Here is a 12531-nt window from a genome sequence, read left to right as displayed (position 1 = left end):
CCCAGGTGGGCGACGAGGTGCACTTCCTCGGCCAGACGGTGGCGCTGGTGCTGGCGGAGAGCGCGGACGTGGCGCGCAAGGCCGCCGCGCTCGTGGAGATGGAGTACGAGCCGCTGCCCGCGCTGCTGACGATTCCGGAGGCCGTGGCCGCGGGCTCCTTCCTGTCGGACCCGCACACCATCCGCCGCGAGGACGTGGGGGCCTCGCTGGCCGCCGCGCCGGTGCGCCTGTCCGGCGAGTGCTCGACGGGGGCCCAGGACCACTTCTACCTGGAGACGCAGGTGTCGCTGGCGGTGCCCGGCGAGGACGGCGCGGTGCACCTCTGGAGCTCCACCCAGCACCCCACCGAGGTGCAGACGCTGGTGGCCGAGGTGCTCGGCGTGGGGCGGCAGCTGGTGGTGGTGGAGGTGCCGCGCATGGGAGGGGGCTTCGGCGGCAAGGAGACGCAGGCCGCTCCCTTCGCGTGCCTGGCGGCCCTGGGCGCGCGCCACACGGGCCGGCCGGTGAAGGTGTGGCTCAACCGCGACCAGGACATGGCGTGGACGGGCAAGCGCCACCCCTTCTGGGGCCGGTATGACGCGGGCTTCGACACCGAGGGGCGGCTGCTCGCGCTGAAGGTGGAGCTCATCTCCAATGGCGGGTGGAGCTCGGACCTTTCGCGCGCCATCCTGGACCGGGCGCTCTTCCACTTGGACAACGCCTACTTCGTCCCGGCGCTGGAGTTCACCGGCCGGGTGGCCCGGACGAACCTGCCCTCCAACACGGCCTTCCGTGGCTTCGGCGGGCCCCAGGGCATGTACGTGATGGAGGAGGTGCTCAACCACGCCGCCGAGCGGCTCGGGTTGGACCCGACCGTGGTGCGCGAGCGCAACTACTACCGGGGCGCTCCCCGCGACACCACGCCGTACGGGCAGCCCGTCCTGGACAACCGCCTGGAGCGCATCCACGCGGAGCTGCTGGCCTCCAGTGACTACGTGCGGCGACGCGCGGAGATCGAGCGCTTCAACGCGGGCTCGCGCTGGACGAAGCGGGGCATCGGCCTGCAGCCGGTGAAGTTCGGCATCTCCTTCACCACGAGCTTCCTCAACCAGGCCGGGGCCTTCGTGGTGGTGTACACGGATGGCAGCGTGCAGCTGAACCATGGCGGCACGGAGATGGGGCAGGGCCTGCACACGAAGATGCGGGCCGTGTGCGCGCACGAGCTGGGCGTGCCACCCGAGCGCATCCGGGTGATGAACACCTCCACGGACAAGGTGCCCAACACCTCGGCGACGGCGGCCTCCAGCGGCGCGGACCTCAACGGCCAGGCGGTGAAGGAGGCGTGCGAGGTGCTGCGCGAGCGCATGCGTCCGGTGGCCGCGCGGCTCTTGCAGATCGGCGCGCTCGGGCTCACCTACGACAACGGCCACGTCTTCAACCCCGCGCGTCCCCGGACGAAGGTGCACGTGTCCGAGGTCATCTCCCGGCACACGCCCGCGGTGCAGTGGGAGATCCTCTCCAAGCTGCAACAGGAGCGGCCCGTGGCGGAGGTGGCCGCGCTCGAGCAGCAGGGCGGCGCGCTGAGGAAGGACCCGCACCCGGCCGAGCGCCTCCTCGCGCCCGAGCTCGTCTTCGTCGGAGGAGACGTCTTCCACCCCTCGAGCCCCGAGCGCACGGTGCGCTTCGCCGACGTGGTCCACGCCACGTACCATGCGCAGCTGTCCCTGTCCGCCACCGGCTACTACCGCACGCCGGACATCACGTACGACCGGGACATCGGACGCGGCAAGCCCTTCCACTACTACGCCTTCGGCGCGGCGGTGGTGGAGGTGGAGGTGAGCGGCCTCACCGGCGAGCACCGTGTGCGGCGCGTGGACATCCTCCACGACGTGGGCACCTCGCTCGTGCCCAGCATCGACAAGGGGCAGGTGGAGGGCGCCTTCATCCAGGGCGTGGGCTGGCTCACGTGCGAGGAGGTGCTGTTCGACGCCAAGGGTCGGCTCCTCACGCACTCGCCGGACACGTACAAGATTCCGGCGGTGGGGGACGCGCCCGAGGACTTCCGCGTCGCGCTGCTGGAGCGCGCGCCGCAGGACAACTCCATTCACGGCAGCAAGGCGGTGGGAGAGCCGCCCTTCATGCTGGCCATCGGCGTGGTGACGGCGCTGCGGCAGGCGATCGCCGCCTTCGGGCCGCCGCGCACGCCGGTGGCGCTGGCCTCCCCCGCCACTCCGGAGGCCATCCTCCGAGCGGTGGAGCTGGCCCGGGCCGCGCCGCGCTGAGGCGGCTCAGGGCACCTTGCGTGGCTGGTAGAGGGCGTTGGCGAACAGGAGGCCCGCCACCAGGGCCACTGCCACCATGAGCATGGAGAAGGCGGTGTCCACGCCCGCGAGCACGTCGCGGGCGAGCAGGGACTCCATGCTGCGAAAGCCGATGCTGCCGGGCACCAGCAGCATGATTGCGGGCACGAGGGTGATGACGGCCGGGCGGTTGCGCGCCCGCGCGAGCAGGTTGGTGACGAGCCCCACGGTGAGGGCCCCGAGGAACGCGCCGAGCTGCGGCCCGAGGACCTGGGCACCCAGGCGGGAGCCCTCGTAGGCGAGCGTCCCCGCCAGGGCGATCCACCCCCAGTCGCGAGGCCGGGCCCGGAAGAGGATGCTCACCCCGAACAGCATCAGCACGAGGGCCAGCGGCTCGGTCCACGCCGGGAGCGCGGGCACCGGGCCGAGCTTCGCGGGCAGGGGAAGCAGCTCCGTCAACCGGGTGCCCAGCGCCACGCCGAAGCCGAGCTCCAGGAAGACGAGCGCGGCTCCCGTGAGGCGGGAGGTGCCGGAGATGAGGTTGCGTGTGGCGAGCTCGTTGATGGCCACCGTCAGGCTGAGGCCGGGCAGCAGCACGATGAGGCCGGCGAGCGTGACGATCTGCACGGACAGCGGCCCCACGAAGCTCGCCGCCACGACCGCGAGCGCCGAGGAGAGGATGGCGGCCACGGGCTCCAGCACCCACACCGTCGAGGGCTGCCGCCGTGTCCACAGGTCCAGCCCACCGATGAGGAGGCTGATGACCGCCGCCACGCCCATCTCGCGGAGGCCACCGCCGAAGAGCAGGGCCGCGCCGCTCGCCGCGAGCGCCCAGCACAGCAGGTGGAGGGCGTTGCCGTAGCGAGGGGGCTCGGAGAGGACGGCCTCCACGCGCTCCGCGCCCTCCTCGGGGGAGAGCTCCCCGCGGATGACCGAGTTCGCCAGTGCGTCCAGGTGGGCGAGCCGTCCGAGGTCCAGCTCCCCCGGCTCCACGCGGATGAGGCTGGTGCGCAGCGCCTCGGGAGGACCGAAGGAGGCGAAGATGGAGGTGGGCGTGGAGAAGAAGCGGGCCTCCAGTCCCAACCGTTGCGAGACCAGCCGCATCTGCTCCTCCAGCTGGTGGGCCGGAGTGCCGTAGCGATGCAGCGCCTGCCCGAGTCGCAGCGTGAACGCCACCGCCGGCATCGGAGGAGGCTCTTGCAACGCGATGAGATGTTCCGCGGGGAGCACAGCGCGCACATGGCAGAGGCCCCCGGGGGAGTCAAACGAAGCCTCCATGAGGGCTCGCCGCCAGCCTGCCCTCGGGTCAGCGTCCGGGGATGCGTCCACCCGTCTCAAGCGCGAGCCGTGTGCAGTACGGCAAAGACCCGAAATCCCTCGGGGTTCGAGCTGGCGAGCAGCTTGCAGACCGCTCGGAGAGCAAACGAGCGTGGTTGAGGTTTCTCCAAGAGTTGGTATTTTCCCAATGTACGATGTTACAGGTCAACTCCGGGCAGGTGACGCGAAAAAGCTACTCAAGACCGTCCTGAGGGGCGGATGGGTCTTCTTCAGCACTCATGCCGTAGTGGTGACCGCCATGCGGAGGAACCGGTGAACGACAAGTGTCTCATGTGCGGCACGCCCATGAAGGGGACCCGGGAGAACATCAAGGATGACCTCATCGGACTGGATAACGTCACCTTGAAGGGGGTCATGGTCTACCGGTGCCCCAAGTGCGGCGAGCGCGAAGTGGGCATCTACAAGATTGAAGAGCTGCACCGTCGTCTGGCCATGACGGTGGCCCGGCGCCGGGAGAAGCTCGGCCCGAAGGAGATTCGCTTCCTGCGGAAGTACCTCGGGCTTTCCAGCAAGGACTTCGCGGACAAGATGGGCGTCGACAAGACAACCGTCTCCAAATGGGAGCGCGTCGATGCTCCGGCACCCATGGGTCAGCCCGCCGAGAGGCTCCTGCGGCTCATGGTGATGGTGGACAAGCCCATCGAAGAATACCCGCTCGAGGAGACGGGACTCGTCGAGGCCAGGCCGGTCCGGATGGTTGCAGAGGAAGGCAAGGGCACCGAAGCATGGCGGATCGTCCCTGCCTCTTGACGAAAAGGCCGCTTCGACGTGCTCTTGCGCCCCATGAGTGACTCCGCGCAGGGATTCATCGTGCTGGGAGCGGCCCGCACCAAGGTGCAGCGCTGGCTCGGCTCCCGCCAGTTGTCGGCCTTCCTCGCCGCCGGTCCGGGCAAGGCGCTGCGGCTATGGCCCCACGCCGAGGGAGAGGCCGCCGAGGAGGCCGCGACCGCCCTCTCCCGCGAGCTCCCCAAGAGCCGCGTCCTCGTCTTCTCCCTCACCGAGGACAGCCTGCGGGTCAGCGCCCATGCGGACGGGAGCTGCCAGAGCCGCGAGGAGGTGGCCCTGCGGCTGCGCACCGCGAAGCAGCTCTCCCAGGCCCATGCCGCCCTCCAGCGGGTGTCCACCGCCCTCGACTTCAAGGGCCACCGGCCCACGCTCCTGCGCGATGGGGACAGCCGCCCCGGATTCCTCGCGCTCGCGGGCGTGAAGGAGGAGGACATCGCCTCCCTGTCGCACGCGCGACTCGTGGAGGCGCGCCAGCACCCGGACGCCCCCGATGCCGCGCGCTTCCAGGACTTCAGCTATATCGACGCCCAGGGCAAGGCCCACGCCTTCTTCCCCGGGGCCCCGGCCCAGGAGTCCTGACGCCATGCTGCTCACCTCGCCACTGACCACGCCCCGCCTGCTGCTGCGCGAGTTCGAGGAGGATGACTGGCGAGCCACCCACCCCTATGAGTCCGACCCGGAGGTGGTGCGCTACCAGTCCCACGACGTCCGCACTCCCGAGGAGAGCCGCGACTACATCCGCCGCGTGATGGCCCTGGCGCGTGAGACGCCCCGGCGCATCTATGACCTGGCCGTGGTGCTGCGTGATGGCAACCAGCTCATCGGGCGCTGCGGCATGAACATCACCGACCCCGAGTTGCGCGAGGCCACCCTCTGGTACGTCCTCGACCGCTCGGAGTGGGGCCGGGGCTACATCCCCGAGGCGGCACAGGCGCTCGTGGACTTCGGCTTCGGGACGCTCGGCCTGCACCGCATGTGGGCCGACTGCGACCCGCGCAACCCCTCCTCCGTCCGGGTGATGGAGAAGCTGGGCATGCGCCGGGAGGCCCACTTCCGCGAGAACGCCTTCATCAAGGGCGAGTGGTGCGACTCGCTCATCTACGCCCTCCTCGATCGGGAGTGGCGGGCGCGCGCCGCGGCTCCGGTGGACGGCGGATAGAGCAAGGCCGGGCGAGGCGGTGTTCGCCCCGTCCGGCCTCGTGCGCTCCGTTCCCCGACTCAGTGCACGGAGGTGTAGTCGTCGAGCGGCGGCAGCGGCGGGATGGTGCCTCGCTCGTTCTCGCTCTCCGAGGCGGCGGACGCCTGGAACTCGTCCTCCTGGCCGCTCTCGTCCTCGGACTGACCCGAGAGCTTGCTCTCGAGCTGGTCACCGAGCTGGGAGATGCTCTCGCGCATCTTGCTCTTGGCCGGCTCGATGAGCTGGCGCTCGCGGTTGGTCACCGGGATGAAGCTGGCGAACAGCGCGCCGATGGCGAGGCCGCCGATGGCCAGCAGCACCGGGTTGTCGGACACGGTGCCATACAGGTCCGTGGCCTGGTGCTTCATCTCGCCGCGATCCGGGATGCGCTCACGCAGCCCCTGGGCCTTGTCCAGGGTCCGGTCCACCAGGCCGCTCGCGCGCCCCTTGAGACCCGAGACCTTGTCCTTCGCCGTGTCCATGACGTCCGAGGCGCGAGCCTTCAGGCCACCGTCTCCCGTGTCCGTGCTGCCCACGTAGCCCACGTCCGTGCTGGTCCGCACGCCGATGTCGCTGCCCAGCGAGCCGCGCACGTCGCCGGTGGGCCGCATCAGGCCGCCTTCGGGAGCAGGCACCAGCTCCGGGGTGTTCATGTCGTAGCCGCTGTACATGCGCCGGCCCTGGTTGCCCATGTGCCAGCCCGACTCGCGACGCACGACGAAGGCCTTCTTCATCAGCATCGAGCCGACCCCGGCGCCTAGAATGGCTCCGAGCATGCTCCAGCCCTTGGGCGTGTCCGCCCTGTCCTTCATCTCCGTTGCTCTGTGCATCACCGCCTCCTTGGCATGCGTCTTCAGTTCATCGACTTTTTCAGTGGCTCGCTCCCGGGCCTGCTCCTTGAGGTCGGAGACCTTCTCGGCGGCGATCGCCTTGAGGTGCTCCGGCTCCATGCGCCGGGCCATTTCGTCGGCGAGCTCGCTCATGCGTGCCCGTGCATCTGAGATTTCACGGATTGGAACGTCCTGCTCGCCCATTGGCTGTCCTCCTTGAGGGTCTGGATGGTTTTCTCGGGTGCGTGGAGCTGCTTCATGCGCTGGATGCCGACGTAGGCGATGCCTCCACCGACGGCCAGGAAGAGCACCGTGACGATGAGGGTCGCGGCCCACCAGGGCATCACCTCCGCCAGCGCGGCGCAGGCGAAGAGCATGAAGGCGATGCCACCGATGAAGAGCAGCACGGCCCCGGCGCCCAACATCGCGCCGCCCGCCTTGAACTTCGTCATCTCCTCGCGCAGCTCGGTCTTCGCGAGGGTGACCTCCGCGCGGATCAGCCGCTTGCCCTGGTCGAAGAACTCACCCAGGAGCGAGCCGAACTCACGGCCCGACGTGCCATCGCCCGGGACGGTGCGAGCCTCGTAGTCGTAGCTGCCTTTGTTGTCCGTGTTGTAGGGCTGCATCGTGTCTCCCCTATTCCTTCAGGATTCGAGCAGCGAGGAACCCCACGGCGATGCAGCCGGCGAAGAACGGCACGGGTTTTTCGCGGATGAACTGCTGGGCGTCCCGCACCAGCTCCTCGGTGGAGTCGTTCTCGATGCGGTCCGAGAACTTGCGGATGTAGCCCACGGCGCTCCCCAGCACCTGCTGCGAGACGCCATCGGCGTTCTGCGAGGCATTCTCCAGCGTGGAGACGAAGCCCTGCAGGCCCTTGATGAGCTCTCCCTTCTTGCTGTCCACCTGCTGGTAGACCCGATCCCGGGTCACGCCGGTGAAGCGCTTCACCTGCTCCTTGCCCTGGGCGGTGATGCCGGTGCCCGACTGCTGGGACGAGACATCCCTGGAGCCTAGAGTCGTGCCGACCGTGCTACCGGTATAGGTGCTGCCCTGGATTCCTCCTTCAGTCACGCTTGCCATGCGGTCTCCTCCGAGTAGGTTGGGAATGGATGCTGCTCATGCGGGGATGACCCACACATCCCTCAAGGTAGGCACGCGTGGCCGGGTGCCAGGGAATGCGTCGGGAGCGCTCGCGAAGCGGGCAGCGGAGGGGCACGAGCGGGGGCGGGGAATAGAAATAGAAGACGCGGAAGACGGAGGAGGGATGGCGAGGAAGCCGAAGACGCCCCGGTGGTTGGAGGCCGCGCGTCGGCGCAAGGAGCCGGTGCCGGAGGGGAGCCGCGCGGACTGGCTCGCCCGTGCGCTGGGGCGAGCGGGAGTGCTGCCCCGGGCCGAGGCGGAGCAGGCCATCCAGGAGGGGCGCGTGGAGCTGGACGGGCGCGTGGAGCGAGACCCCTTCGTACCGGTGCACGCGGGGAGCGCGGTGCGGGTGGAGGGGCAGCCGCGCTCGCTGGAGGCGCGGACGCTGGCGTTGATGTTCCACAAGCCCGCGGGCGTGGTGGTGGCGGGGCACGACCCGGAGGGCATCGGCACGGTTTTCGAACGGCTGCGCGCGGTGCTGCCGCCCGAGCTGCGCGGTTACGAGTGGTACGCGGTGGGGCGGTTGGACCGGGACACGACGGGGTTGCTGCTCTTCACCAACGAGGAGCGATTGGTGGCGCACGCGACCTCTCCGGAGACGCACGTGTCCAAGCGGTACGTGACGGAAGTCGAGGGACAGCCCTCGCAGGAGGCCCTGCGAAGGCTGCGGGAGGGCGTGGGGCTCGACGATGGACCTACTCGGCCGGCGGGGGCTCGGCTGCTGGCTCCCAGTCGGGTCGAGCTGGTGCTCACCGAGGGGCGGCACCACCAGGTGAAGCGGATGCTGGCGGCGGTGGGGCACCCGGTGCGGACACTGCACCGCGAGGCCGTGGGCGAGGTGACGCTCGACGTGCCGGAGGGCACCTGCCGGCTGCTCACGGACGCCGAGGTGCGACAGGGGCTCGACTTCGGGGGGCCCGCGTAAGGCCTCGCTCCCTTCGGACGAGGGCCGGTCTCAGCCCTCTCGCTTCGCCTGGGCCCGCACCACGGCCCGAGCGCGCTCGGCCAGCTCCTGGCTCGCGGGCAGCTCCCGTCCGAGCAGTCGCGGGACGGCCAGCGCGAGGCTGACGGAGTTGGTGAGGACACACCCGCGCACGTCCTCCACCTCCTCCAGTGCCACCGAGCGCTCCACGACGGGCAGCGCGCCGAGTCGCCCTTCCTCCAGCAGCACGGAGCGGATGATGCCCGGAAGGCACGGGGCCTCCAGCGGCGGCGTCACCACTGCGTCCCCCATGAGGAAGAACAGGTTCCCGTTCGGCGCCTCGCAGAGCTCCCCGAGCTCGTTGCAGAAGACGGTTCCCCTCCCGAGGTGGGCGTACTGCCGGAGGTACGAGACGCTCTTGTGCTTCAGCAGGGGGTCTCCCCGCCGGTAGCCCTGGCGCTCCAGCTCGTCGTGGGCGCGGCCCTCGCGCACGGTGTGCTCGTGGTCGGCCGGAAGGGGACGGAAGGACAGCAGCAGCCGGCCATCTCCCGCCACCAGCTTGCCCACACCGCTGAAGCGCGGCCCCAGGCTGGCATCCGCCTCCAGGCACCGGCACAGGGCCTCGCGGACGGCCTCGGCGGTGAGGGCCTCGGGCGGGGGAGGCCGCACGCAGTCGTGATGGGCGGCGAGACTCGCCCGCAGCCGCGCGAGGTGCCGCTCGAGGAACATCGGAGCGCCCTCGGTGACGAGGAGCGTCTCGAAGAACCCCGCGCCGAAGAAGAAGGACTGGAGGAAGTCCTGGAGCCGCAGCTCCTCCAGCCGCCGCACCTCGCCGTTCACCGCGACCGTCTCCATCATCCGAGCCGCGCCTCCAGGAACCGGGCGAGCAACTGGTTCCCGTGCGGCGTGAGGAAGGACTCGGGATGGAACTGGATGCCCTCCAGCCACGGGTACTCGCGGTGGCGCAGACCCATCACCAGCTCGCCGCACCAGGCCGACACCTCCAGGCAGTCCGGGAGGCTCGCCCGGTCCACCACCAGCGAGTGGTAGCGCGCGGCGACGAACGGGTTGGGCAGGCCGCGGAAGACGCCTCGACCATCGTGGTGGATGTCGGCCGTCTTGCCATGGACGGGCACCGGGGCCCGGACGACGCGCCCGCCAAACACCTGCCCGAGGGACTGGTGGCCCAGGCACACCCCGAGCAGGGGCACCCGGCCCGCGAAGGCGCGGATGACATCGAGCGAGATGCCAGCCTCGTTCGGCGTACACGGGCCCGGGGAGATGACGATGTGGTCCGGCCGCAGCGCCTCCACGTCGGCGAGGGTGAGGGCGTCGTTGCGCACCACCTTCAGCTCCGCCCCGAGGCTGCCCAGCGCCTGCACGAGGTTGAAGGTGAAGGAGTCGAAGTTGTCGATGAGCAGCATCATGCCGCGTCCTCCACCGGGCGCGCGGACAGCGCGAGCAGCTGCGAGCGTGCCTTGTGCAGCGTCTCCTGGTACTCGCGCCTCGGCTCCGAGTCGTGGACGATGCCCCCGCCCACCTGCACGTAGGCCCGGCCGTTCTTCAGCACCAGGGTGCGGATGACGATGTTCAAATCCAGCTCGCCCGTGAAGCTCAGGTAGCCGAGCGAGCCCGTGTAGAGCCCTCGGGCATGCGGCTCCAGCTCGGTGATGATCTGCTGGGTGCGAATCTTTGGCACGCCGGTGATGGTGCCGCCCGGAAACACCGCCGCCACCACGTCGAGCGGCTCCACGCCCGGGGCCAGCCGGCCCACCACCTCGGACTCGATGTGGATGACGTGGGCGTACTCGATGATCTCCATCAGCTTCGTCACCTGGACGCTGCCGTAGGCGCAGACGCGCCCCAGGTCGTTGCGCTCCAGGTCCACCAGCATCGCGTGCTCGGCGCGCTCCTTCTCGTTGGTGCGCAGCTCGTGGACGAAGCGCGCGTTCTCCTCCGGCGTGCCCTTGCGGCGCGTGCCCGCGATGGGCCGGGTGATGGCCTGGCCGTCCTCCACCCGCACCAGCCGCTCGGGCGAGGCGCTCACCACCTCGACGCCGTCCACCTCCAGGTAGCTGGCGAAGTGGACCGGGTTGAGGGTGGACAGGGCCTCGTACAGTGCCAGCGCGGGCAGCCGCGGCTCCACCTCCAACCGCTGCGAGAGGTTGACCTGGTAGGTGTCTCCCGCGCGGATGTACTCGCGCACGCGATCCACCGCGCGCAGGTAGTCCTCCTGGGTGAAGTTGGAGCGCCACGCCACGTCCGGCGTCTGCCCGTCCGCGAGGTGCCACGAGGGGGCGGGGGGCTGGGTGGCCAGGACTTCGCGCACCACGTGCTCCAGTGCCTCCACCCGCCGGGTGCAGTCGTCGTAGTCGTCGCCCGTGGCCACCACCAGGGTGTGTCCCTCCTGGTGGTCCACCGCCACGAAGGTGTCCACGAAGTCGAGGGCGATGTCCGGCAGCCCCAGGTCGTCGTTCGGGTGGCGCGGGAGGGACTCGAAGTAGTGGGCGGCCTCGTAGGCGAAGAAGCCCACCGCGCCGCCGCAGAAGAGGGGCATCCCCGGCAGCCGTACGCCCCGCCAGCGCTTCAGCTGCTCGCGCAGGGTGGACAGGGGCCCGCCCGGGTGCGGCTCGCCGTTCACCTCGCACCGCGAGCCCTTGGCCCGGAAGGTGAGGAAGGGCTTCGCCCCCACGAAGGAGTAGCGGCCCTCGGTGGAGGTGCGGGTGCTCTCCAGCAGGAAGCGATGTCCCGGGGGCAGGGCTCGCAGCAGATCCAGCGGTCGCGGTCCGCCACTCGCGAGCCGGCGGACCAGGGGCACCTGGTTGTAGCCCTCCGCCACAAGGGCCTCGAAGCGCTCACGAGACAGCGGGGACGGGGGAGGGGAGAGGGGAACCGACATGCGCGGGGGGCTTGTAGCAGAGGAGCCGGGCTCGCGCTCCGCGCTCCTGCTCGCGCCACGGATCCGGTTGCCAGGCTTCAACCCGAGGGGCCGCGGCCCCTCATCCCGTCCCGCTCAGTGGTGGGTGTGGCCCGCGGCCTGCGGCTGGTAGGGGACCGAGACGATGCGCAGGCGCTTGTGCTTCCCCCCGGGCACCAACCACTCGATCTCCTGTCCCACCGAGAGCCCGAGCAGCGCCGCGCCCACGGGCGCCAGCACGGATACCCGCCCCTGCTCAAGGGAGGCGTCCTTCGGGTACGAGAGTGTCACCTCCCGCGTCTCGTGGGAGTCCTCGTCCATGTAGACGACGCGGCTGTTCATGGTGACGACGTCCGGTGGAACCTCGGAGGGCTCGACCACCACGGCGCGCGTCAGCTCCGAATCGAGCACGTCCGCCCGGTCGCCCGCGGTCGTGTCGATGAGGGTCCGCAGCCGCTCCAGGTCGGACGACGTGACGACGATCTTCGGCTCTAGCGTGCTCATGACATCTCAATCCTTTGACCCAGCGTGTGGCCGGTCAACCAAGCGCGGCCCGAGCCCTGCCTGCATGGCGGCAGGGCGTCGGGGAGGGGACGTCCCACCAGGGGCCGCCCTGACGGCTCGTCAGGGCTTGGCGGGTGGCTGGAAGGAGGAGCGCAGTGCATTGAGCACCGAAGGCTCCTGCACGCCGTTGAAGTGGCGTGCGCCGGGCACGAGCACCACCTCGGCCCCGAGGCGCTCCCGCCAGAGGCGGCCGTTCTCTTGGAAGTCCGAGGTGAAGGGGTCGTTGTCGGACAACAGGACGACGAAGCGGCGCGAGGCGGCCCGGGCCCGAGCGAGGTCCACTGGCGTGTCCGTCCACGGGCGGAGGCTGTCCCACGGCGTGTCCACGCTCCACCAGGCGGCCACGAGCAGCACGCCGTCCACGGTGCTGCCCGGAGGCAGCGTCGCGAGATAGCGCAGCACGGCCTGGCACCCGACGCTGTGCCCCAGGAGCACGGTCCCTGGAGCGGGCGTCGTGCCCACGGCGGTGGTGAGCGCGGAGACCCAGGCATTGATGGTGGGCTGCTTCGGGTCTGGCATCTCCAGTGCGCGCACGGCGTCGAAACCCGAGGGCCGTTCGCGGATGAGCCAGGGATAGA

General features: G+C 70.2%; 14 protein-coding genes. 5 read left to right on the top strand and 9 right to left on the bottom strand.

Annotated features, from left to right (window positions below):
* The coding region (locus VF697_RS12095) for a xanthine dehydrogenase molybdopterin binding subunit (RefSeq protein ID WP_331094448.1) at positions 1-2261 on the top strand (2261 nt) is incomplete at its 5' end.
* Positions 2262-2267: 6 nt separating this feature from the next.
* On the opposite strand, the gene VF697_RS12090 is transcribed toward VF697_RS12095, so the two are convergent.
* Positions 2268-3464, bottom strand: a complete 1197-nt coding sequence (locus VF697_RS12090; protein WP_331094446.1) for a threonine/serine exporter family protein — start codon at positions 3462-3464, stop codon at positions 2268-2270.
* 405 nt (positions 3465-3869) lie between these two features.
* Here VF697_RS12090 and VF697_RS12085 point away from each other — a divergent pair, with 405 nt between their 5' ends.
* Genes VF697_RS12085 through VF697_RS12075 form a run of 3 tightly spaced genes read left to right on the top strand, consistent with a single transcriptional unit; the run spans position 3870 to position 5562 of the window.
* The gene (locus VF697_RS12085) at positions 3870-4367 is read left to right on the top strand and encodes a type II TA system antitoxin MqsA family protein (RefSeq protein WP_331094444.1); all 498 of its coding nucleotides are present in this window, start codon (positions 3870-3872) and stop codon (positions 4365-4367) included.
* Positions 4368-4400: 33 nt separating this feature from the next.
* On the top strand, positions 4401-4982 hold the full coding sequence (locus VF697_RS12080; protein ID WP_331094442.1) for a hypothetical protein: 582 nt from the start codon (positions 4401-4403) through the stop codon (positions 4980-4982).
* A 4-nt stretch (positions 4983-4986) separates the two neighbouring features.
* Complete coding sequence (locus VF697_RS12075; RefSeq protein WP_331094440.1) at positions 4987-5562, top strand: GNAT family protein; 576 nt, start codon at positions 4987-4989, stop codon at positions 5560-5562.
* Between the two features lie 59 nt (positions 5563-5621).
* Here the strand turns inward: VF697_RS12075 and VF697_RS12070 are convergent, their stop codons facing one another.
* The 3 genes from VF697_RS12070 to VF697_RS12060 are packed head-to-tail and all read right to left on the bottom strand — an operon-like array spanning position 5622 to position 7490.
* Positions 5622-6563: a hypothetical protein gene (locus tag VF697_RS12070; protein ID WP_331094438.1), complete on the bottom strand. Its 942-nt coding sequence runs from the start codon at positions 6561-6563 to the stop codon at positions 5622-5624.
* Complete coding sequence (locus VF697_RS12065) at positions 6560-7036, bottom strand: phage holin family protein (RefSeq protein WP_331094436.1); 477 nt, start codon at positions 7034-7036, stop codon at positions 6560-6562. The genes VF697_RS12070 and VF697_RS12065 overlap by 4 nt, the downstream gene beginning before the upstream one ends.
* Before the next feature lie 10 nt (positions 7037-7046).
* On the bottom strand, positions 7047-7490 hold the full coding sequence (locus VF697_RS12060) for a hypothetical protein (RefSeq protein ID WP_331094435.1): 444 nt from the start codon (positions 7488-7490) through the stop codon (positions 7047-7049).
* Between the two features lie 184 nt (positions 7491-7674).
* Here VF697_RS12060 and VF697_RS12055 point away from each other — a divergent pair, with 184 nt between their 5' ends.
* Positions 7675-8475: a pseudouridine synthase gene (locus tag VF697_RS12055; protein ID WP_331094433.1), complete on the top strand. Its 801-nt coding sequence runs from the start codon at positions 7675-7677 to the stop codon at positions 8473-8475.
* 30 nt (positions 8476-8505) lie between these two features.
* Here the strand turns inward: VF697_RS12055 and VF697_RS12050 are convergent, their stop codons facing one another.
* From VF697_RS12050 to VF697_RS12030, 5 genes are all read right to left on the bottom strand, one after another.
* On the bottom strand, positions 8506-9330 hold the full coding sequence (locus tag VF697_RS12050) for an aminotransferase class IV (RefSeq protein ID WP_331094432.1): 825 nt from the start codon (positions 9328-9330) through the stop codon (positions 8506-8508).
* Positions 9327-9899, bottom strand: a complete 573-nt coding sequence (locus VF697_RS12045; protein ID WP_331094430.1) for an aminodeoxychorismate/anthranilate synthase component II — start codon at positions 9897-9899, stop codon at positions 9327-9329. The genes VF697_RS12050 and VF697_RS12045 overlap by 4 nt, the downstream gene beginning before the upstream one ends.
* Entirely contained in the window at positions 9896-11371 is a 1476-nt protein-coding gene (locus VF697_RS12040) for an anthranilate synthase component I family protein (protein ID WP_331094428.1), read from the bottom strand. Before VF697_RS12040 ends, VF697_RS12045 begins: the two co-directional genes overlap by 4 nt.
* Positions 11372-11485: 114 nt before the next feature.
* The gene (gene rnk, locus VF697_RS12035) at positions 11486-11893 is read right to left on the bottom strand and encodes a nucleoside diphosphate kinase regulator (RefSeq protein ID WP_331094426.1); all 408 of its coding nucleotides are present in this window, start codon (positions 11891-11893) and stop codon (positions 11486-11488) included.
* 120 nt (positions 11894-12013) lie between these two features.
* Positions 12014-12531: RBBP9/YdeN family alpha/beta hydrolase (locus tag VF697_RS12030; RefSeq protein ID WP_331094424.1), on the bottom strand; the 518-nt coding region annotated here is incomplete at its 5' end.

Origin of the sequence: Archangium sp. (genome assembly GCF_036388035.1) — a bacterium.
Lineage (GTDB): Bacteria > Myxococcota > Myxococcia > Myxococcales > Myxococcaceae > Archangium.
Note: the sequence above shows the minus strand (reverse complement) of the source record. Positions and strands in the feature narration are given on the sequence as shown.